Source organism: Paraburkholderia xenovorans LB400 (genome assembly GCF_000013645.1).
Taxonomy (GTDB): Bacteria; Pseudomonadota; Gammaproteobacteria; order Burkholderiales; family Burkholderiaceae; genus Paraburkholderia; species Paraburkholderia xenovorans.
In genome coordinates this window covers 4,661,600-4,682,596 of record NC_007951.1, presented here as the reverse complement: position 1 = coordinate 4,682,596, position 20,997 = coordinate 4,661,600, and the positions used below count along the sequence as shown (strand labels likewise).

Below are 20,997 nucleotides of genomic sequence, written 5' to 3'. Positions count from 1 at the left end.
ATGGCGTCGAGCAGGCAACCGCATCTTCGCGACCGGTGCCTCGTGGCTCGCCGGAGCGTGTTACCTGAATCCCGCCGCCACCCGCCCCATCTGATCAATCCCAACATCAAACAGCCGCATGAAGAACGGAATCATGTTCGGGGTCATCAACTGCAGAAGCAGCATGCCGATCAGTATGGTGAGCGGAAAGCCGATCTGGAACACGCCGATCTGCGGCGCGGCCCGATTCAGAATGCCGAGCGCGAGGTTGGTGATGAGGAGCGCGACCACCACCGGCAGCGACAGCAGCAGTCCCGCTGAAAATACCGTGCCGCCGAAGTTCGCCAGCGTGCGCCAGCCGGGCGCGCCGAGAATGTTCGCCGAGACCGGCACCGACTGGAACGTGGCGAGCAGCGCGCTGATCATCTGCAAATGGCCGTCGATCACCAGAAACACCAGCATGGCGATGGTGTTCATATAGCTCGACAGCACCTGGCTCGAACTGCTTGCCTGCGAATCGAAGAAAGTCGCAAAGCCGAGCCCCATGCCGAGACCGACGAAGTCGCCGGTCGCACTGATCGCCTGAAACACGATCTGCATGGTCATACCGAGCGCAATGCCGATCAGGAACTGGTTGACGATGATCCACACGCCCTCGGCGGAAAATACCGTGAATTGCGGCAGTGCGCCGAGCGTAGGCGCGACGATGATCGTGACGAAGGCCGCGAGGCCGATCTTCACGCGGATCGGCAGCGAGCGGTTGCCGAGCACCGGCGCGGTGGCGACCAGCGCGAGAATGCGCACGAACGGCCACAGGAACGCGGTGAGCCAGGCGTTCAGTTGCGCGTAGGTGACGGAAAACATCGCGGCGGGAAAACGAACGGGAGAACCGGTGCGGCGCTCAGTTGACGAGCGTCGGAATGTTGGTGAGCGTCTGGCGCAGATAGTCGAGCATGGTCGTCAGCATCCACGGGCCGGCGATCACCATCGTAACGGCAATCGCCAGCAGCTTCGGGATGAACGACAGCGTGCTTTCGTTGATCTGCGTGGCGGCCTGGAACAGGCTCACCACCAGACCGACCACCAGCGCGACCAGCAGCAGCGGCGCGGCGAGCAGCAGGCCGACGTACATGGCCTGGTGCGCGAGCGTCATGACGGATTCTTGATTCATGGCGTTGGGACCCGAAGCGTGAAGGGCGCCGTTAGAAAAACGCGGTTAAAAAACGCCGCCAGAAAGCGCGGTTAAACGAAGCTCTGTGCCAGCGAGCCGAGCAGCAACTGCCAGCCGTCGACCAGCACGAACAGCATCAGCTTGAACGGCAGCGAAATGGTCGCGGGCGACACCATCATCATACCCATCGACATCAGCACGCTCGCCACCACCATATCGATGATCAGGAACGGGATGAAAATCGTAAAGCCGATCTGGAAGCCGGTTTTCAGTTCGCTCGTCACGAACGAGGGCACCAGCAGCGACAGCGGCACGTCTTCGGGACCTTGCATCGGCGCGGCGTGCGAGATGCGGGCGAACAGCGCGAGGTCGCTTTCGCGGGTCTGGCGCAGCATGAACGTCTTGAACGGCGCGAGACCGCGATTGACGGCGGTCTCCATCGGGATCGTGCCGTCGGAGAACGGCTTGTAGCCGTCGGTGTAGGCCTTGTCGAGCACCGGCGACATGACGAACAGCGTGAGGAACAGCGCGAGCCCGACCAGCACCTGGTTAGGCGGCGTGGTGGTCGTGCCGAGCGCCTGGCGCAGCAGTGAGAGCACGATGATGATGCGCGTGAAACTCGTCATCATCAGCACCATTGCCGGCAGGAACGACAGCATCGTGAGCAGCAGCATGGTCTGCACGCTCAGCGAATACGTCGTGCCGCCGTTCGGACCGGGGCTCGTGTTGAAGGCGGGCAAACCGGCCGCCTGAGCGAACGACAGCGTCGGCAGCGCGAGCATCAGCGCCGGCAACGCAACGGGTGCGACGCGGCGCAGCGCGCGTACGACTGTGGAGATCACTTTCGTCGGGGCGATGCCGGACATACGAGCGGATTGCGCGTGACGCGCCGGTGGAAGACTGAACTGCATTACCGAACCCCGCCGCCTTGCCCGTTGAAACGTTTACCCACTTCGCCTTTCAAGGCATCGCGAAAACGCTGGCCGAAGGTGCCCGGCAGTGCAGCGCCCGCGCCTGACACACCGGGTGTGCCGGGTGTACCTACCTGTGTGGCACTGAGTGGATCAACGGCGGCCGAACCTGCCGGCATGGTGTGAAGCAGACGGACATTGCCGGGCGCCGCGCCGAGTACCAGCCACGTATCGCCGATCTCGACTACCGCGACCCGCTCCTTGCCGCCGAGCGAGGCGCCGCCGATGGTTTTCACGAGGCCGCCGCGATTCGCCGGCTGCAGGCCGAGGCGGCGAGCGAGCCATGCACAACCGAACACCAGACCGATCACCACCAGCAGGCCGACAATGGTCTGCAATACCGCGCCGACGCTGAGCGCCGGAACCGCAGTTCCCGCACCGACGCCCGAGGCGATTTTCGCGGCATTGTTGACCGCGTTCATATCCGCCGCGTGAGCGGCCGACGGTGTGAGCAGCAGGAAGAACGACGCCGGGGCGGATACCATCGCCGCGACGTTCGCAGCCAGTGCGGCGCAAGTCGGAACAGTGCGCGACGCGGCGCGACCGGCAACGCGTTTCATCGATTGAGTTTCCGGATGCGTTCGGACGGCGTGATGATGTCGGTCAGGCGGATACCGAACTTGTCGTTCACCACCACCACTTCACCCTGCGCGATCAGACAGCCGTTGACCAGCACGTCCATCGGCTCGCCCGCCATGCCGTCCAGTTCCACCACCGAGCCCTGGGCGAGTTGCAGCAGGTTGCGGATCGCGATCTTGGTGCGGCCGAGTTCGACGGTCATCTGAACCGGAATGTCCAGGATCATGTCGATGTCGTTGCGCGTCGAGGTCGGCTCGACTTTCGACAACGGCTGGAACACGCCGGCCGTGGCCGCGCTGACTTCCGAATTGTCGTTCTGCTCGGCCAGCGCGCTGGCCCAGTCCGCCATCGCCGCGTCGTCTTCGGCAGCGGCTGCGTCGGCGGCCGGTTGCGGCTCGCCGGCGGCCAGTTCAGCCTCGGGTTTTGCGTTCAGGTCACTCATATCCACCTTCCTTCATCGTGTCGGCTGCGCTGATCATCTTCTGGACCCGCAACGCGTACTGACCATTGAAAATTCCGTAGCCGCACTCCATTACCGGCACGCCGTCGACTTTCGCCGTGATGTGTTCGGGAATGTTGATCGGCAGAACATCGCCTTTGCGCATGTTCAGGATCTGTTCGAACGTGACCGGCACCTTCGCGAGGTCGGCGGTCAGTTCCACTTCCGCTGCCTGCACCTGTTGCGACAGCACGCGGACCCAGCGGCGGTCGACTTCGAGCGCCTCGCCCTGGATCGGCGACGAGAGAATGTCGCGGATCGGTTCGATCATCGAGTACGGCATGCAGATGTGCAGCGTGCCGCCGGTCGTGCCGAACTCGATCGAAAACTGCGTGACGATCACGATCTCGTTGGGCGTCGCCACGTTGGCGAATTGCGTGTGCATTTCCGAGCGCACGTATTCGAACTGCAACGGCCGCACGCTCTTCCACGACGCCGTGTAGTTGTCGAACACCAGGTTGAGCAGCTTGTTGATGATGCGCTGCTCGGTCTGCGTGAAATCGCGGCCTTCCACGCGGGTGTGGAAACGCCCGTCGCCGCCGAACAGGTTGTCGACCACGAAGAACACCAGATTCGGATCGAACACGAATAGCGAGGTGCCGCGCAACGGCTTCACGTGGACCAGGTTCAGGTTGGTCGGGATCGGCAGGTTGCGGGTGAATTCGCTGTACTTCTGCACCTTCACCGGACCAACGGAGATTTCCGCCGAGCGCCGCATGAAGTTGAAGATACCGACGCGCAACAGACGCGCGAAACGGTCGTTGATGATTTCGAGGCCGGGCATCCGGCCGCGGACAATGCGTTCCTGCGTCGCGATGTTGTAGGGCCGTACGCCCGCACGGTCGCTTTGCTCGGCTTCCGAGTCTGTTTCGCCGGTTACGCCCTTGAGGAGAGCATCGACCTCCTCCTGGGACATGAACTCTTCGTGGCCCATTCCTTATTCCTCGTGCGTCCCGTGGCGGTTAATGATGACAGCGCTGAACAACGTCACGACCGGCGTCACTGCACGACGAATTCGGTGAACAGCACGTCCTGGACATGGATCGGCGCGGCGCCCTTGTCGGTCGGCTGTTCGATCAGCGTCTGAAGTTCCGTGGCGAGCGCGCGCTTGCCTTCGAGCGGCGCGAGCTCTTCAGGGTGCTTGTTCGACAATGCGAGCAGGATGCGGCTGCGCACTTCGGGCATGTGTTCACTGAGTTCCTGCTGGGTCTTTGCGTCGTTGAGTTTGAGCGTCAGGCCGATGCGCAGGAAGTGCTGCTGGCCGTCGTCGGATTGCAGGTTGACGGTCATCGATTCGAGCGGGAAGAACAGCGGCGCGGGGAGCGGCGCCGGCGCGCCGGCGGTTGCCGCCGAGCCGGCTGCGGGGGCGCGCTTGGACATGAAGAACCACACACCCGCGCCGGCTGCGCCCGCGGCAAGGATCGCGATCAGCACGATCAGGATGATGCGCTTCAAGGGGCCCGGGGAAGCGGGCGCGGCTTGCTGGTTTGCGGTCGTGGTTGCCATGAGGTTTGCTTTGCTTGCCTTTAGTGCTGGTGAGGGTGATTGTTGTTTATTTGCCTGCGGCGCGATGGGTCGAAAAGAAGGGTTATTGCGGGTTATCTCTTGTTTTTGGTTTTTGGTTTTTGTTTTGGTTTTGCTGTTTGGGTTTTGGCCTTTTCTTGATTTGCTTGTGGTCTATTAGCGTTGCCCCTGTGCGGGGCGGCACCTACTTTCTTTGCCGCGGCAAAGAAAGTAGGCAAAGAAAGCCGCTTTACACCGCCAGCACTTAAGCGGGACCCTCGCGCAGACCCGGTAGTGGATCATCTGGAATCCGGGTTCTCGCATTCTCGGACCCGGTGACAAAGCCGTCATACTTCCGGCGGCGCTTCGCGCGCCGTTGCGGTACTTTCTCTTCGCTAGATGGAAATTGGCGCCCGGTGGGGGCGCCAATCACGAATCGCCTGAATCATTTGCCGTCATGCTTTTGAGGCCGGGAATGTTGGTGCTCTTTGCTTCCCGTCACGCGAATGTGTCGACCAGGCCTATCGTGCGTCTTGTCGGGACGCTCGCCGTCGTGTCGATCGGGTCTGTGCCGCCGCCGCCGAACGATCCGCTCGCGCCGCTCGAACGGGCCCCGGATCGGCCGGAGTCGGCGTTCTGCTGTTGGCTGCCCTGGCGGGCAAAGCCGTCGCTGACGCTCGCGCTCCCCAGTCCGATGCCGTTCGATTCCATTGCTTCCCGCAACTTCGGTAACGCCGCTTCGACGGCTTCGCGCACGGATTGATGCTGCGAAACAAACAACGCATGTGCATGGTTATCGGCAACCTGCAACACAACCTGTAACGGTCCCAGATCCTTCGGGTTCAAGGTCAGCTCGGCACTCTGTGAATGCGCGTTCGACAGGAACACCACCTTCTGACTCAATGCGTCCTCCCAGTCGGTCGTGCCGACCTGCGGTGACAAGGCGTTCGCCGTCTCCGCCGCACCGGCATTGCCCGTGGTCTGCATGGCGGCCGTCGTGCTCGCGGCGCCGGCCGCAGCCTGTGTGGCAGCCAGTGCCGCCGTCGCCGCGTCGGCCGCGCTCTTGAAGGACGCCTGATCGGCCGCCGATGCGCCGCCGGCAGCCGTCGCCGTCAGTGCGTCCGCCGCCGCTTTTGCCGCGGCCGATGGGTCGGCTACGGTCGTCGCGGCAGCCGTCAGGCTGCTCCTCGATGCGGTCGAGCCCTTGCCGTCGCCGAATAGTCCGCCCGCAAGCGTCTTGCCGTCAGAGGTTCCGTTCAGCTCATCATGGGCGCCGGTCAGGCCGTTTGCCGAAGTCGCGGCGTTGGCGGCGCCGCTTGCCATCGCTTGTGCCGGAACTGCGCCCTGGCCGTTTGCCAATGCGGCCAGCGCTGCCTGCAATGCGTCCTGCAACGACTTCGGATCGGTGGCGGCGGTCTTTTTGCCCGAGGCGCCGCCGGTCGTACCGTCCGTGCCGGTGCCGGGCAACGCGGTCGCGGCGTCGGTCAAGGCCGCGGCCGGGTCGGCGGCGGTTGGTGTGGCGGCGTTGTTCGCGTCGGCTTGAGCTTGTGCCTGCGCCTGTGCGGCGGCGGCTGCCGCCGCAGTGCCGGCGTCGGTCTGGCTTGTCGTGTTGGCGGGCTTCGGCGGCGTGGCGCTGGTCTTGTCGGTCGAAGCCTGGGTGTTGCTCTGCGAAGGCGTGGACGCAGCCGAACTCGCCGGCTTGCTGGTGTCCTTGCTGCTGCTCGCGTCGTCCGCGCTTTTCGTGGCGGGATCGGGCGGCGGCGGCGCGTCGTGCACGCTCGACGAAGACGGCGACGGCTGCTGCTGGCTCGCGCTCTGCGCAGCCGCGCTGTTCTGCTGATCGATGCTTTGCTGCAGCGTTTGCGAGAACGGTTTGGCGTTCGCCGCAGCAGCCATAGCCGCGCTAGTGGACGTGCTGCCGGCAGAGCCGAGCAGCGAGCCGATCTGTGAGAGAAGCGACATAGGGAATCCTGTCAATCCGTCAAACGGGGTGTTCAGTCAATCGGGGCGGCGCTCATGCGCGTCATGCGCCTCGTGCAATTCATGCGCCTTCGGTGCGCGTTCTCAGAATCCGGGCCGCGTGTTCGTCGGCGTCGCGCTGATCGCGCCGCGCCGTGGTCCTGGCTTCGGCGGCTTCGCCGCGCGCCTGCAGCACTTCATACGAACCGAGCTTCTGCTTCTGACGCTGCCAGTCCGGTTTCGCGGCCTCGACGCGCGCGGTGGCCGTCGCCAGCAGGTTGCGCTGCTGTTCGATGGCGGCGTCGAGCGTGTCGATGAATGCCTGGAAGTTGCGCATGTTGCCCGCGGGCATGCCCGTCTGGGCGGATGCCGTGAAGCGCGCGTGATATTCGTCGCGATACTGCACGAGAGCATCGAGTTGCGATTGCACGTCGTTGCGCTCGCGCTGCGCGCGGCCCAGACGTTGCGCCGCGGCGTCCACATCGTCCTGAGCCAGGCCGATGAGTGTCTTGATCGGGAAGTGTTTCGCCATCGTCAGCCTCCTTGGGCAAACAGCGCGTCCAGCATTTCGAGACTCGGTTCAAAGTTCGCGCACTCGCGAAAACCTTGCTGCAAAAATGCTTCCATCCGCGGATACAGCGCGATGGCACGGTCGAGCAGCGCATCGCGCCCGCTCGAATACGCGCCGACGTTGATCAGATCGCGATTGCGCTGATAGCGCGACAGCATCTGCTTGAACATACGCGTCTTCTCGAGATGGTTATCGTCGATCAACGCGGTCATTGCGCGGCTAATCGACGCTTCGATGTCGATGGCCGGATAGTGGCCGGCTTCGGCCAGCGAGCGCGACAGCACGATGTGGCCGTCCAGAATCGCCCGCGCGGAGTCGGCGATCGGGTCCTGCTGGTCGTCGCCCTCGGTCAGCACGGTGTAGAACGCGGTGATCGAGCCGCCGCCCGCCGGGCCGTTGCCGGTCCGCTCGACGAGCGCCGGCAGCTTGGCGAACACCGAAGGCGGATAGCCCTTGGTGGCGGGCGGCTCGCCCACGGCCAGCGCAATCTCGCGCTGCGCCATCGCGTAACGGGTCAGCGAATCCATTAGCAACAGCACGTGCTTGCCCTGGTCGCGGAAATATTCGGCAAGCGACGTCGAATACGACGCAGCCTGCATCCGCAGAAGCGGCGAGACGTCGGCGGGAGCGGCGATCACCACGGAGCGCGCCAGACCTTCCTCGCCGAGAATCTGCTCGATGAATTCCTTCACTTCACGGCCGCGCTCGCCGATCAGGCCGATCACGATCACTTCGGCGCTGGTGTAGCGCGCCATCGTGCCGAGCAGCACCGATTTACCCACGCCCGAACCGGCGAACAGGCCCATGCGCTGGCCGCGGCCAACGGTCAGCAGCGCGTTGATCGCGCGCACGCCGACGTCGAGCACCTTGTGAATCGGTTCGCGGTTCAGCGGATTGATGACCGGTGCGGACAGCGGCGCGTCGGCATGCGCGCCGAGAGGACCGAGTCCGTCGAGCGGACGGCCGGACGCATCCAGCACGCGGCCGAGCAATTCCCAGCCGACCGGCAGGCGCTTGGCGCCCGCCATCGGATCGGCGATCGGCGCGCTTTCGAGCGGAAACACGCGTGCGCCGGGCAGCAGGCCCATCACTTCGGTGGTCGGCATCAGAAACAGTTTGTCGCCGGAGAAGCCGACCACTTCGGCCTCGGCCATCGGCAGCGAACTGCCTTGCGGCAGTTCGATCATCACTTCGGCGCCCACCGAGAGGCGCAGGCCGACCGCTTCGAGCACCAGACCGGCGGCGCGGGTGAGACGCCCGCACGCGCGCATCGGCCTGGCGATCGCGTTGCGGGCGCGCAATGCGTCGAGGCGGCCCCGCCAGGCTTGCATGTACGGGTTGCTGTCGAGCGCGGGGTCGTAAGGCGCGTGGATGGCGTGGGCGGAGGCGGCGGAAGCCGGGCTCGAAGCAGCGGCGTCGCGGATCGCGGCGACGCCCTCCGCCGGATGGGTATGCGCGGAATCGCGCAGCGCGGCGTCGATGGCCGCGACGGCGGCCGCAGCGGGCATTACCGCATCCGGAACGTCGGCCAGCGCCTCGGCGCCGAACGACGCCAATGCCAGCTCGCGTTCGAGCGGCGTCAGATCGCTGGCGCGAATCTCTTCGAGCGTCGGCTTCACCATGTGCTCACCTTGCCGAGTGCGGCGGCCACGCGCTCCCAGCGCGTATCGATGCCGGCGTCCACTTCGCCGGTGCCGGCCTGGGCGCGGCAGCCGCCGCGCTCCACCGCCGGATCGGTGCGCACGGTCCAGCCGCGCGTTTGCAGTTCTTCCATCAGATAGGCTTCGACCACCGGCAGATCGGCGGGACTCACGATCAGTGCGGGCGCGCCGACCAGCGTGGGCTCGCTCGCCAGCACCTCGCGCGCGGCGGCGATCAGCGCGGTCGGGTCGTGCTGCACGTGCTGACGCACCACCTGTTGCGCGATGTCGAGCGCCAGTGCGACCAGCGTTTCGGAGATCGCGCCCTGGGCGCCCTCGAGCGCCGCCTTGAAGGTTTCGGCCAGGGCGGCGAGCCGCGCCGCTTCTTCACGCGCTTCGCTCTGGCCTTGCTCGAAACCCTGCGCATGACCTTGCTCGTAGCCGGCCTGATAGCCGAGCGCCTGACCGGCCACATGACCGGAGGCGATGCCCTGTGCATGCGCGGCCTCGCGCAGACGTTCGAGTTCGGCCTCGAATGCGCCGTCGTCGACTTCGGGTTCGGGCGGTGCCGGAGGCGCCGGATCGAACGAGGCCATCTCCCAGCGCTGGTAGGCCGAGAGGCTTTCCTTCGCCGTGGAGTTCGAATCAGACATATGCATCTTCGGCCTTGCCGCCTAGAACGATCTGGCCGCCTTCGGCCAGGTTGCGCACGATCTGCAGGATGCGGCGCTGCTGCGTCTCGACTTCGGAGACGCGCACCGGACCGCGCGCGTCCAGATCTTCGGCGAGCAGTTCGGCGGCACGCTGCGACATGTTCGACAGGAACTTCTGGCGCAGCGCGGGCGGCGCGCCCTTTAGCGAGATGATCAACGCTTCGGACTCGACTTCCTTCAGCAGCAGCTGGATCGCGCGGTCTTCCAGATCGAGCAGGTTCTCGAACACAAACATCTGATCAATGATCTTCTGCGCAAGTTCCGCGTCGTACTGGCGAACGTTCTCGATCACGCCTTCTTCATGATTGCTCGACATGAAGTTGAGAATTTCGGCCGCCGTGCGGATGCCGCCCATCGGGCTGCGCTTGAGGTTGTCGCTGCCGGACAGGAGGCCCGTCAGCACGTCGTCGAGTTCGCGCAGCGCGGCCGGCTGGATGCCGTCGAGCGTGGCGATGCGCAGCAGCACGTCGTTGCGCAGCCGCTCCGTGAAGCAGGCGACGATTTCCGACGCCTGATCGCGGTCCAGGTGAACGAGGATGGTGGCGATGATCTGCGGATGCTCGTTCTTGATGAGTTCGGCGACCGCCGCGGAATCCATCCACTTCAGGCCTTCGATACCGCTGGTATCGCTGCCCTGCAGAATCCGGTCGATGATCGCGCCGGCCTTGTCGTCGCCGAGCGCCTTGGTCAGCACCGAGCGGATGTACTCGCTCGAATCGAGCGACATGCCGGTGTGCTGCTCGGCCTCGCGCACGAACTCCTGCAGGACTTCGTCGACCTGCTCGCGGGTCACGCTCTTCAGTGCGGCCATCGCGACGCCGATCTTCTGGACTTCGCGCGGCCCGAGGAACTTGAACACCTGCGCGGCTTCTTCCTCGCCAATCGACATCAGCAGGAGCGCGCTCTTCATTACGCCTTCAGCGCTCATCGGACACCCAATTTTTCACGACGGTTGCGACGATCTTCGGATCCTGGCGCGCGATGTTGCGCGCGAATTCCAGGTTCCGCTCATATTTGTGCTTGGAGTTTTCGAGCGCGAGCAGTTCGCTGTCGGATTCCAGTTCGGCGACCGAACTTCCGCCCGCGCCCGCGCGCTCGGCGGCGGGAATGCCATCCAGCAGGATCGGCTCGTCCGGCGACGGCAGCGCCCCGGCGACCACCGGCTCCGGCGGCGGGAAGGCGCGGCGCAGCGCCGGCTTCACCATCACGAAGTAAAGGAACAGGGCGACCGCGCCGATGCCGAGGTAAGTGGCGACCTGCCTGGCGAGCGCGATCATGTCCGGCGTGCGCCACCACGGCAGGTCGGCGTTCGGGTCGAGGTCGGTGGTGAACGGACTGTTGACCACGTTGACCGAGTCGCCGCGCGCGGCATCGAAGCCCATCGCGTCCTTGACCAGCTGATTGACCTGCGCGAGCTTGTCGGCGGTGACCGGCTGCATGGTGGCATGACCCTTGGCGTCGACCACCCGCAGGTAATTCACCACCACCGCCACCGACAGACGCTTGATGCCGCCCATCGGCCGTTCGAGGTGCCGTACGGTCTTGTCGAGTTCGTAGTTGGTGGTCGAATCCTTGCGGTCGCTGACCGGCGTGGTCGTCACGCCGCTCGCGCCGGTCGGCGCGTTGATCGGCGCCGAAGCCGGCTGCGGCGGCTGGTTCGACAGCGCGCCCGGCACGCCCGAGGCGCCGCCTTGCGACATTTCGGTGGCGCTGCTCGACTGCTGGCTGCGGATCGCCGCCTGTTGTGGGTTGCCGTTCGGGCCGTAGTTTTCCGAGGTCTGCTCGCTGCGCGAGAAGTCGATGTCGGCGCTCACTTGCGAATGCGCGTTGCCCGAGCCGAACAGCGGCGCGAGGATCGCGTCGATGCGCTGCTGGGTGCTGCGCTCGATCTGCTGGCGGTATTTCAGTTGCGAAGCGTCGAGGCCGCTGCCGGTGGACGGCTGCGTGAGCAGATTGCCGTCCTGGTCGAGAATGGTCACGCCCTTCACCGGCATATCCGGCACCGCCGAGGAGACCATATGCGTGATCGCCAGCACCTGGCCTTCGTCGAGCGCGCGGCCCGGGTAAAGGTTGACCAGCACGGAGGCGGACGGCGCTTCCTTGTCGCGCACGAATACGGAGGGCTTCGGAATCGCCAGATGCACGCGGGCCGATTTCACCGACGAAATCGATTCGACCGTGCGCTCCAGTTCGCCTTCCAGTGCGCGCTGATAGTTGATCTGCTCGGCGAACTGGCTGATGCCGAACTTCTGGTTGTCCATCAGTTCGAAGCCGACCGAGCCGCTCTTGGGCAACCCCTGCGACGCGAGGCGCAGCCGCATTTCATGCACCTGCTCGGCCGGCACGAGGATCGCCCCGCCCGCGTCGGAGAACTTGTAGGGAATGTTGGCCGCCTGCAACGCGGTGATGATGGCGCCGCCGTCGCGGTCCGACAGATTGCTGTAGAGCACCTTGTAGTCCGGCGCCCGCGACCACAGGAACAGGCCCGCCACCACGGCGACCAGCAGCGCGACTGCGAAAATCAACGGGGCGCGCGGGTTGCCGCGCATTTGCGCGAGGCCTGACAGGCGCTGACCGAAATTGCCGCCGAGACCGCCCGACAGGCCACCCAGGTCCGCGCCGCCGGCCTGGCCGGCGCCGGCCGCACCGGCGCCAGGCTGCGCGCCGGCGAGGCCCATGCGGGCGTCGGGGTTGATCAAAGAGTTGGCTGACGAATCCATGCGTCGGGTTTCTCCGGGATGCCTTTTGCGTTCTGCCGCTCACCGCACCGAGGGTCGGCGGGCGCACGGACAGAGACTTTCACCCTTGAAATTATCCGCAGCGCGGCTCAACCCGATTGCTTGAATAGAGCCGGGTTTTCCCCCTAGTTTCGGGGCTTTCCCGTATGACCCGCTGCTATGCTTTCGTCCAGATCGGTACGGTTCCGGCATGCCGGTCGTCATTCCCTGGAGAAAACATGACTTTCCCCGTGAACGCGCTCTCGTCGGCGCTGCAACAGATGCAGTCGATGGCGGCGCAAGCGGCCGGCGGCAGCACGGCCGTCGCCGATACGTCCGGCGCGGCAACGCCCACCGGCTTTGCCTCCGCGCTCAAAGCATCGCTCGACAAGATCAGCGGCGATCAGACCAAGGCGATCGGTGAATCGCAGGCGTTCGAACTCGGCGCGTCGAACGTGTCGCTGAACGACGTGATGGTCGACATGCAGAAGGCCAACGTGGGCTTCCAGTTCGGCCTGCAGGTGCGCAACAAGCTCGTGTCCGCCTATAACGACATCATGCAGATGTCGGTGTGAACGCGACCCGGGCGGCAAGGCTCACCCGCCCGCCCGAACGCGTGCATGCCGTGCGGCCTTCGTGGGCCGCGTCAATTGGCCCCTTAATCCTCCTTACACCGGCCTAAAGCTTTCGCGCTGCCTATCCGATAACCAGGTACAGGCAGAAATCGGGGCGCGGCAACGTGCCCGGATCAGGAGCCACGACCAACCGCAGTGCAAGAGAGGAGGAGCGCCGATGTTTTCCCCAGGACACTCTGGAGCCAATGCGTACGCACGCGTCGGCGTCGAGACAGGGGTGATGGGCGCGAGTCCGCATCGTCTGATCGTGATGTTGTATCAGGGCGCCCGGCAGGCCATCGCGCAGGCCCGCATGCACCTGCAGCAAGGCAACGTGCCGGCTCGTGGAGAAGCGATCGGCAAGGCGATCCAGATCGTCGAAAGCGGGCTGCAGCAGTCGCTCAACCTCGAGGCGGGCGGCGAGATTGCAGAGCGGTTGAATGCGCTATATAGCTATATGTCGCGCCGGCTGCTCGAAGCCAATATAAAACAGAGCGAGGCGATGCTGGTCGAGGTGGACGGCCTTCTGGCGACACTCGAGGAAGCATGGATCGGGATTGCCCCGGAGATCGCGCGGATGGCAGCTCAGCCGGCCGCGGAAAGCATGAGATGACATCGAACGCAGAATACTTCGCCCGTTACGAGGCGATTGCAGCGATTTCCTGCCGCATGCTGACGGCTGCCCGGCGCGCACTGTGGAACGATCTCGTCCACCTGCAAGAGGAGTACCGGCATCTGGTGGAGGCGTTGCGAGACGCCGAAACCGGCGTGAAGCTCGACGAGGCGGAGCGTCTGCGCAAATACGCGCTGATCCGCCAGATCCTTGCCGACGACGCCGCGATCCGCGATCTGGCGAATCCGCGCATGGCCGGTCTGTCGGCGCTGTTCGCCGGCCGGCCGACTCACGTGCTCAAGGAGCTGTACGGGGCGCGCTGAGTTTTGCGCGCTAGCGCCGCCTGCGCCTCTATCCATCCGGCTCACTGACTTGATTTGAGCGCGCCGCCGCCAATGTGACCAAGGAATCGGCATGAACGGAATCGACACGGCCGTCGCTTCGGTGCTCGCGAGCCGGATCGACAGTCTGCTCAATATCGCGCCCGGCAGTGCGGCAGCGTCGCAAGCCGGCACGGCGGGCGTCGAAACCGCGCCGACTATGCCGGCGCTCATCGAGACGCCCGCGCCGCAGCCTTCCGCGCAAACCGCGCTGTCCGCCGTCGCGCTCACGCTCACCGCGATTCTGCGCTCGGGCGGCGAGGCCACGCCCGCGGTGTTCGGGCAGACGCCGATCTGGCCAGCCGCACCGGCGCTCGATGTCGAAGTCGATGCGTTGCCGCTGTTCGGCGCGACGGCTGCCGCCGCTTCAAGCGCCAATCCGAATGCCGCCGCCACCGGCGTGAGCGCGGCCACCGCCAATGTGGCCGCGGCCCAGGTGCCGGTCGCGGCGCTCGCGGCCGCGCTCGAACAGACCGTCGGCGACAGTGGTCTGTTCTACGAAGCCCATCTCGCGCAATGGCTGGCGGGCCAGCGTTCGCCCGCGTCGCTCGCCGCCGAGGCGCAGAACAGGCTGGTGGCCGCCGCCGCGCAATTGCCGCTCGACTGGGCGAACGACGCCGGCGAGGCGTCTTCCTCCGCTAGCGGTCCGGGCCGGCAGGGCTCGGGCGCCGCGCCGAATGGCTCGCCCAATGGCCCACCGAACGGCGCGGCTGACGCCGTCGGCCGCCCCATGCCGTCGATCCAGACTGCGCAGGCCGCCCGTTTCATGGCCGGCGAAGTGCTGGCCAGTTCCCTGTCCGACCTGAACGCCCAGCCCGCGCATGCCGGCCTGCACAGCGCGGCGGCGCAACCGGCCGACGGCGGTTCGTCGCAGAATTCGCAGTCGATGGCGGCCGCGGTTCATCCCGCGACCGTGCCCCTCGTGCGCCAGCAGCTCGATCTGCTCGCAACCGGACAGTTCCGCTGGACCGGCGAAGCGTGGCCGGGCGCGAGGCTCGACTGGACCATCGAACAGGAAGGCGACGAATGGGACCGCAGCGGCGGCGGCACGGCGAGCGAGGACGACCAGCCGTGGCGCACGCGCCTGACGCTGTCGCTGCCGACGCTCGGCACCGTCGACGCGGAATTGACGCTGACCGGCACACGACTCGTCGCGCGGGTGCAGGCCAGTCCGGGCGGTGCCGCGCGCCTTGCCATGCAGGGCGAGAGCTTCCGTCAGCGGCTCGCGGCGGCGGGTATCGAGTTGAATGGCTTGACGATCCGCGAGATCGGCGGCGGCGCGCCGGCCACCGGCGCCAACGCAGCGGGCGCGGCGGCCGCCGCTCAGGCGGCGACATCGGCGTATGCGAAGTCGGCTTCGGCGGCGAGTCCGGGCACGACGGCCGCTGACAGGACCACGACCGTGCGGCGCGCGGCACGCATACCTCGCGCCGAAGCCGCGGCGCCGGACGATTTCGATTGGGACATGTCATGAGCCGCAGGAATCGCCGCAGCGCGGCTGCGCTCGTCTACGACGCCCAAAGCGGCGATCCCGCGCCGCGCGTGATCGCCAAAGGCTACGGGATGCTGGCCGAAATGATCGTGCAGCGGGCCAAGGAAGCCGGACTGTATGTGCACGAGGCGCCCGAAATGGTCTCCCTGCTGATGCAGGTGGATCTCGACGCGCGGATTCCGCCGCAGCTTTATCAGGCGGTCGCGGAGTTGCTCGCGTGGCTGCATCGGCTGGAAAGCGGCGCGGAGAACGAGCCGCCGCAAGGCGCGAACGCGGCCGCGCAGGACGTCATCGACGTAGTGGCGACCGAGGTGGAAGGCGGCACCGCGGCGCGTTGAATGTTAGACCCAGGTGTTAGAACCAGGCATCAGAACCGCATCATCAGCTTCAGCAGCGCATTCACCCGTTTGCCGTACGGCGGCGATATCCACCCGCGCGCGTTCAGACGCGCCTGCGTCAGCACCGGCTTCATCTTCGAGAATGTCACGAAGCCTTCGTAGCCGTGATATGCGCCCATTCCGCTCGCCCCGACTCCGCCGAACGGCAGGCTTTCGCACGCCAGATGCATCAGCGTCTCGTTGACCGCCATGCCCCCGGCGATGGTTTCGTGCGTCACGCGCCCGATGGTGGCGGCGTCGTCGGCATACAGATACAGCGCGAGCGGGCGGGGACGAGCGTTGATCCACGCGATCGCGTCGTCGAGCGTGTCGTAGGGGACGATCGGCAGCAGCGGGCCGAAGATTTCCTCCTGCATCAGCGCGCACGCGTCCGGCGCATTCGTGACGGCGATCAGCGGAAAGCGGCGGCTTGCCGCATCGGGCGAACTGTCGGTGAGCGGGTGCAGTTGCGCGCCGGCGGCCTGGGCTTCGTCGGCGAGACGTTCGAGGCGCGCGAAGTGACGCGCCGAGATGATCGTCGTGTAATCGGGGTTGTTGGCGAAGTTCGGGTACATCCTCGCCATCCGTGCGCGCGCCCGCTCGACGAACGCCTGCTCCTTGCCGCGCGGCACCAGCACGTAGTCCGGCGCGACGCAGGTCTGCCCCGCATTGAGCGTCTTGCCGGCGACGAGGTTGTCCACCGCGTTGTCGAAGCGCGCATGCGCGCCGATGATGGCCGGCGACTTGCCGCCCAGTTCGAGCGTGACCGGCGTCAGATGCTCGGCGGCGGCGCGCATCACTTCGTGGCCGACCCTGGTCGAGCCGGTGAACAGCAGATGGTCGAAGGGCTGCGCGCTGAACGCGGCGGCGAGCGCGGCGTCGCCGTTCACCACCGCGACGTGATCGCGCGCGAAGGTCTGGCCGATCAACTGCTCGAACAATGCCGAAGTGCGCGGCGTCAGTTCGGACATCTTGATGATCGCCCGATTGCCCGCGGTCAACGCGCTGATCAGGGGCCCGACGGCGAGCAGCACCGGATAATTCCACGGCACGATGATGCCGACCACGCCGAGCGGCTGCGGCACGACTTTGGCGCGCGCCGGCAGCAGCCATTTGCTGGTGCTGCGGCGCTGCGATTTCATCCAGCGCTTGCCGTGCCGAAGCGCGGCGTCGATCTCCTCCTTCACCAGCAGGAATTCGGCGAGCAGCACTTCCTGTTTCGCGCGATTGCCGAAGTCGACGTTCATCGCGTCGGCGAGGGCGTCGCGATTGTCGAGCATGACTTTGCGCAGCGCTTTCAGGTGCGCGGCGCGGGTCTCCCATGACGGATACGGCGCGCGCAGATAAGCATGGCGCTGATCGCGCAGCAGTGCTTCGAGCGCGGCTACTTCCGGCAGATCGTTCTTCATGTGTCCACTCCCTAATGGATATCGTTGCGCGTGATGTCGCGCTTTTATTGGATGTACTGACGCTGCTTCACGGTGCAACAGAAGCGTGCTGAACGTCAGGCAGGAAAAGCTCTTTCGACGATCGCCGCGTGATCGAACGTGGCCGGCAGCGTGCCGTACACCCGGCCGCTCTCGCCGCAGCCGTCGGCAAGACGCGTGGCAATGAATGCCTCGGCGACTTCGGCCGGCGCATGTTCGAGCAGCAACGTGGCTTGCGCGATCAGCACGACCTGCTGCGCGATCCGCCGTGCCGAGGCTTCGCGATGCTCAGCCGGTCCGTTAAACGCGGCGGCGAGCTTGCCCAGTGCGGCGCTCAATGCCGGGTGCGCCTGGGCTTCCCTCTGCCACGCGGCGAACAGGGCCCGCGCCGCATCCGGCTCGCGTTCCATCGCGCGCAGCACGTCGAGGCACATCACGTTGCCGGAACCTTCCCAGATCGAGTTCACGGGCGCTTCACGATAGAAGCGCGCCATCGGACCGGTTTCGACGTAACCGTTGCCGCCCCAGACTTCCATCGCCTCGCCGGTGAATTCCAATGCGCGCTTGCAGACCCAGTACTTCGCCGCAGGTGTGACGATGCGCCGCCACGCGCGTTCGGCGAGCGAGGTGGAGGCGGCGTCGGCGGATTCTTCGAAAGCGCGTGCGAGACGCATGAACAGCACCGTCGCCGCTTCCGATTCCAGAGCGAGATCGGCGAGCACGTTGCGCATCAGCGGCTGATCGGCGAGATGGCGGCCGAATGCGCTGCGATGACGCGCATGGTGAATGGCCTGCACGAGCGCGGCGCGCATCAAGGCCGCGCTGCCGATCACACAATCGAGCCGCGTGTAATTCGCCATTTCGATGATGGTCGGCACGCCGCGTCCTTCGTCGCCGATCATGATGCCGAACGCGTCGAGAAATTCGACTTCGCTGCTTGCATTCGAGCGATTGCCGAGCTTGTCTTTCAGGCGCTGGATCTGCACGGCATTCTTGCTGCCGTCCGGCGCGAAGCGCGGCACGAAGAAGCACGAGAGGCCCTCGTGATCGTCGGTGCGGCCGAGCACGAGATGGGCGTCGCACTGCGGCGCGGAAAAGAACCACTTATGGCCGACCAGCCGATAGGCGGCGCCGCGGCCGCTGCCGGCGGTGGCATAGGCGCGGGTCTGATTGCTGCGCACGTCGGAGCCGCCTTGCTTCTCGGTCATGCCCATGCCGATCATCGCGGAGTTTTTGTGCGTGAGCGGTACGTCGCGCGGATCGTGTTCGCGCGCGTAGAGTTTGTCGCGCAGCCTGGCGAATAGCGCGGGCTCGCGTTGCAATACGGGGATGCTCGCGAAGGTCATCGTCAGCGGGCAGAGCGAACCGGATTCGATTTGCGCATGCAGGAAGTAACCGGCGCAACGCGCCACCATCGCGCCGCGTTGCGGGTCGGAAAACGGCAGCGCGTGCAGACCTTCGCGGCGCAGCAGCGAGAGCAGCGTGTGCCACGAAGGATGAAACTCCAGCGCGTCGATGCGTTCGCCGCGCGGGCTGTGCGTGAACAGTTCCGGTGTATGGCGGTTGGCCAGTTCGGCGAGCGCCAGTGTTTCGGGTGTCGTGAGCGCCGCGCCGTGCCGCAGCAGCGCGTCGCGATGCCACGCCGCGCCGTCGCGTTCGAGCGCGGCGGTCAATGCGGCATCGCTGGAAAAGAGGTTGTAGTCCGCGAGCGGCGGGACCTGATTGGTCACCTCGTGAGTCTGGCCGAAGCTGTGCCGTTCCATCTGCTGTCTCCGTTCAACGCATGCTCGCCGGCGTCGCTCGACGGTGCGCTGTTTGAGCGCTGCATGTCGCGCCGCGCACTAAGAGGACGACGCCTGCGGCGCCGTGTTTGAATGCCGCGCGCGGCCGCCCGGCGGGCGTATGCGCGTCTTTCATCATAGGGTCGCGGCGGCACTTCCGTTTAGAGGATTCGCTCTGGCACGAACCCGCCGCGGTATCCGAACGCTCCCTACAATGCCGGAAAACATACGGAGACAGGGTTCGCGAACAACGCGGCCCACAAGGAGGAGCGGATGCAATACGACTACATCATCGTCGGCGCAGGCTCGGGTGGCTGTTCGCTGGCGAGCCGTCTCGCGGACAACTGCCCGGACGCGACGATTGCGCTGATCGAAGCCGGGCCGCACACGGACCGCAATCTGTTCGTCAACATGCCGGTCGGCGTGGCGGCCGTGGTGCCGCACAAGCTCAAAACCAACTACGGATATCTGACCACGCCGCAGCCGGGACTCGGCGGGCGGCAAGGGTATCAGCCGCGCGGACGTGGCTTCGGCGGATCGAGCGCGATCAACGCGATGATCTACACGCGCGGCCATCCGCTCGATTACGACGAATGGGCTGAACTGGGTTGCGAAGGCTGGTCGTGGGCGGAGGTGCTGCCGTACTTTCGCCGCGCCGAAGGCAACGAACGCGGTGCCGACGCCTGGCATGGCGATAGCGGCCCGCTCACCGTCTCCGATCTGCGCTATCAGAATCCGTTTTCGCGCCGTTTCGTGCAGGCGGCGATGGAAGCCGGCTACAAGCCGAATAGCGACTTCAACGGTGCGGAGCAGGAAGGGATCGGCTTCTATCAGGTGACGCAGCGCGACGGGCGCCGTTGCAGCGTGGCGCGCGCCTATATCTACGACCGCGCGCGCCCCAATCTGCACACGATCGCCGACGCGACGGTGCTGCGCGTGGCCTTCAAAGGCAAGCGCGCGAGCGGCGTGGAGATCGTGCGCGGCGGCCGCCGGGAAACGCTCGAAGCGCGCGCCGAGGTGGTGCTCGCCGCGGGCGCGTTCAATTCGCCGCAACTGCTGATGTGCTCGGGCATCGGGCCGGCGGCGCACTTGCGCTCGTTCGGCATTCCGGTGCTGCACGACGCGCCGGAGGTCGGGCAGAACCTGATCGACCACGTCGATTTCACGATCAACAAACGGGTTTCGTCGATCGAGCCGACCGGCTTTTCGATTCGCGGCATTGCGCGGATGCTGCCGCAGTTCGTTACTTTCATGCGCCACGGGCGCGGCATGCTGTCGAGCAATGTCGCCGAAGCGGGCGGTTTTCTGAAGAGCAGCCCGACGCTCGAGCGGCCGGATCTGCAGTTGCACTTCTGCGCGGCGATCGTCGACGACCACAACCGCCACATGCATTGGGGCCACGGTTATTCGCTGCACGTGTGCGTTTTGCGACCGCATAGCCGTGGCACCGTGACGCTGGCGAGTGCCGATGCGCGCACCGCGCCCGTGATCGATCCGCGCTTTTTCAGCGACTCGCGCGATCTCGACCTGCTGGTGGAAGGCGCGCAGATGGCGCGGCGCATCCTCGATGCGCCTTCGCTCGCGCTGCACGGCGGCCGCGAGTTGTACACGCATCCCGGCCAGTCGGAGGCGGAGTTGCGCCGGACCATTGCCGAGCATGCCGACACGATCTACCACCCGGTGGCAACGTGCCGGATGGGGGGCGACGTGCGCTCGGTGGTCGATCCGCAACTGCGGGTGCGGGGCGTCACGGGGCTGCGGATCGTGGATGCTTCGGTGATGCCGACGCTGATCGGCGGTAACACCAATTCGCCGACGGTGATGATCGGCGAGCGGGCCGCCGAGCTGATCGCGGCGGCGTGGCGCGGCGCGTCGGCGGAGCCGGCAGCGGCACCGAACCACGGAACCCGCACGGCGACGAATGCCGTTTGAGCTTCGCCAGCATTGCAGATTTGTCCGGCAAATATGAGACAACTTGGCCGAACGTCGGTCAATTCGTCATAAATTGTGC

At 65.8% G+C, this 20,997-nt stretch carries 21 protein-coding genes; 6 read left to right on the top strand and 15 right to left on the bottom strand.

Annotated elements, in window-relative coordinates; all coding sequences use genetic code 11:
• Nucleotides 1-60 precede the first annotated feature (60 nt).
• The 13 genes from fliR to fliF form a co-directional block, all read right to left on the bottom strand.
• Nucleotides 61-843 carry a flagellar biosynthetic protein FliR gene (gene fliR / locus BXE_RS21110; protein ID WP_011490197.1) on the bottom strand — a complete coding sequence of 261 codons (783 nt, stop codon included), beginning with the start codon at nt 841-843 and terminating at the stop codon, nt 61-63.
• 37 nt (nt 844-880) lie between these two features.
• The gene (fliQ, locus tag BXE_RS21105; RefSeq protein WP_011490196.1) at nt 881-1,150 is read right to left on the bottom strand and encodes a flagellar biosynthesis protein FliQ; all 270 of its coding nucleotides are present in this window, start codon (nt 1,148-1,150) and stop codon (nt 881-883) included.
• Nucleotides 1,151-1,221: 71 nt separating this feature from the next.
• On the bottom strand, nt 1,222-2,061 hold the full coding sequence (gene fliP, locus BXE_RS21100) for a flagellar type III secretion system pore protein FliP (protein WP_011490195.1): 840 nt from the start codon (nt 2,059-2,061) through the stop codon (nt 1,222-1,224).
• Nucleotides 2,061-2,681, bottom strand: coding sequence for a flagellar biosynthetic protein FliO (fliO, locus tag BXE_RS21095; protein ID WP_011490194.1), 621 nt, complete (start codon nt 2,679-2,681; stop codon nt 2,061-2,063). The genes fliP and fliO overlap by 1 nt, the downstream gene beginning before the upstream one ends.
• Nucleotides 2,678-3,142 carry a flagellar motor switch protein FliN gene (fliN, locus tag BXE_RS21090; RefSeq protein ID WP_011490193.1) on the bottom strand — a complete coding sequence of 155 codons (465 nt, stop codon included), beginning with the start codon at nt 3,140-3,142 and terminating at the stop codon, nt 2,678-2,680. The genes fliO and fliN overlap by 4 nt, the downstream gene beginning before the upstream one ends.
• Complete coding sequence (fliM, locus tag BXE_RS21085) at nt 3,135-4,133, bottom strand: flagellar motor switch protein FliM (RefSeq protein ID WP_007179934.1); 999 nt, start codon at nt 4,131-4,133, stop codon at nt 3,135-3,137. Before fliM ends, fliN begins: the two co-directional genes overlap by 8 nt.
• Nucleotides 4,134-4,198: 65 nt before the next feature.
• A complete protein-coding gene (gene fliL, locus BXE_RS21080; protein WP_011490192.1) occupies nt 4,199-4,705 on the bottom strand; it encodes a flagellar basal body-associated protein FliL in 507 nt (168 codons plus the stop codon).
• A gap of 495 nt (nt 4,706-5,200) precedes the next feature.
• Nucleotides 5,201-6,664: a flagellar hook-length control protein FliK gene (locus BXE_RS21075; protein WP_011490190.1), complete on the bottom strand. Its 1,464-nt coding sequence runs from the start codon at nt 6,662-6,664 to the stop codon at nt 5,201-5,203.
• 79 nt (nt 6,665-6,743) lie between these two features.
• Entirely contained in the window at nt 6,744-7,193 is a 450-nt protein-coding gene (fliJ, locus tag BXE_RS21070; RefSeq protein WP_011490189.1) for a flagellar export protein FliJ, read from the bottom strand.
• 2 nt (nt 7,194-7,195) lie between these two features.
• The gene (fliI, locus tag BXE_RS21065) at nt 7,196-8,854 is read right to left on the bottom strand and encodes a flagellar protein export ATPase FliI (protein WP_011490188.1); all 1,659 of its coding nucleotides are present in this window, start codon (nt 8,852-8,854) and stop codon (nt 7,196-7,198) included.
• On the bottom strand, nt 8,848-9,531 hold the full coding sequence (gene fliH / locus BXE_RS21060; protein WP_011490187.1) for a flagellar assembly protein FliH: 684 nt from the start codon (nt 9,529-9,531) through the stop codon (nt 8,848-8,850). The genes fliI and fliH overlap by 7 nt, the downstream gene beginning before the upstream one ends.
• Nucleotides 9,518-10,513 (bottom strand): flagellar motor switch protein FliG, encoded by a 996-nt coding sequence (gene fliG, locus BXE_RS21055; protein WP_011490186.1) that lies wholly within the window; start codon nt 10,511-10,513, stop codon nt 9,518-9,520. The genes fliH and fliG overlap by 14 nt, the downstream gene beginning before the upstream one ends.
• Entirely contained in the window at nt 10,503-12,305 is a 1,803-nt protein-coding gene (gene fliF / locus BXE_RS21050) for a flagellar basal-body MS-ring/collar protein FliF (protein WP_011490185.1), read from the bottom strand. Before fliF ends, fliG begins: the two co-directional genes overlap by 11 nt.
• Nucleotides 12,306-12,541: 236 nt before the next feature.
• Between fliF and fliE the strand changes: the two genes are divergently transcribed.
• The 5 genes from fliE (at nt 12,542) to BXE_RS21025 (ending at nt 15,739) form a co-directional block, all read left to right on the top strand.
• On the top strand, nt 12,542-12,877 hold the full coding sequence (gene fliE, locus BXE_RS21045) for a flagellar hook-basal body complex protein FliE (protein WP_038457194.1): 336 nt from the start codon (nt 12,542-12,544) through the stop codon (nt 12,875-12,877).
• A gap of 217 nt (nt 12,878-13,094) precedes the next feature.
• Complete coding sequence (fliS, locus tag BXE_RS21040) at nt 13,095-13,529, top strand: flagellar export chaperone FliS (protein WP_007179925.1); 435 nt, start codon at nt 13,095-13,097, stop codon at nt 13,527-13,529.
• Nucleotides 13,526-13,852 (top strand): flagellar protein FliT, encoded by a 327-nt coding sequence (locus BXE_RS21035; protein WP_007179924.1) that lies wholly within the window; start codon nt 13,526-13,528, stop codon nt 13,850-13,852. The genes fliS and BXE_RS21035 overlap by 4 nt, the downstream gene beginning before the upstream one ends.
• 91 nt (nt 13,853-13,943) lie before the next feature.
• Nucleotides 13,944-15,383: a flagellar hook-length control protein FliK gene (locus BXE_RS21030; RefSeq protein WP_011490183.1), complete on the top strand. Its 1,440-nt coding sequence runs from the start codon at nt 13,944-13,946 to the stop codon at nt 15,381-15,383.
• Entirely contained in the window at nt 15,380-15,739 is a 360-nt protein-coding gene (locus BXE_RS21025; protein ID WP_011490182.1) for an EscU/YscU/HrcU family type III secretion system export apparatus switch protein, read from the top strand. Before BXE_RS21030 ends, BXE_RS21025 begins: the two co-directional genes overlap by 4 nt.
• 29 nt (nt 15,740-15,768) lie before the next feature.
• Here the strand turns inward: BXE_RS21025 and BXE_RS21020 are convergent, their stop codons facing one another.
• Nucleotides 15,769-17,187, bottom strand: coding sequence for a coniferyl aldehyde dehydrogenase (locus BXE_RS21020; RefSeq protein WP_011490181.1), 1,419 nt, complete (start codon nt 17,185-17,187; stop codon nt 15,769-15,771).
• A gap of 95 nt (nt 17,188-17,282) precedes the next feature.
• Nucleotides 17,283-18,968, bottom strand: coding sequence for an isovaleryl-CoA dehydrogenase (locus tag BXE_RS21015; protein ID WP_011490180.1), 1,686 nt, complete (start codon nt 18,966-18,968; stop codon nt 17,283-17,285).
• Nucleotides 18,969-19,259: 291 nt separating this feature from the next.
• On the opposite strand from BXE_RS21015, the gene BXE_RS21010 reads away from it, so the two are divergent.
• Complete coding sequence (locus BXE_RS21010; RefSeq protein WP_011490179.1) at nt 19,260-20,918, top strand: GMC family oxidoreductase; 1,659 nt, start codon at nt 19,260-19,262, stop codon at nt 20,916-20,918.
• Nucleotides 20,919-20,997 lie beyond the last annotated feature (79 nt).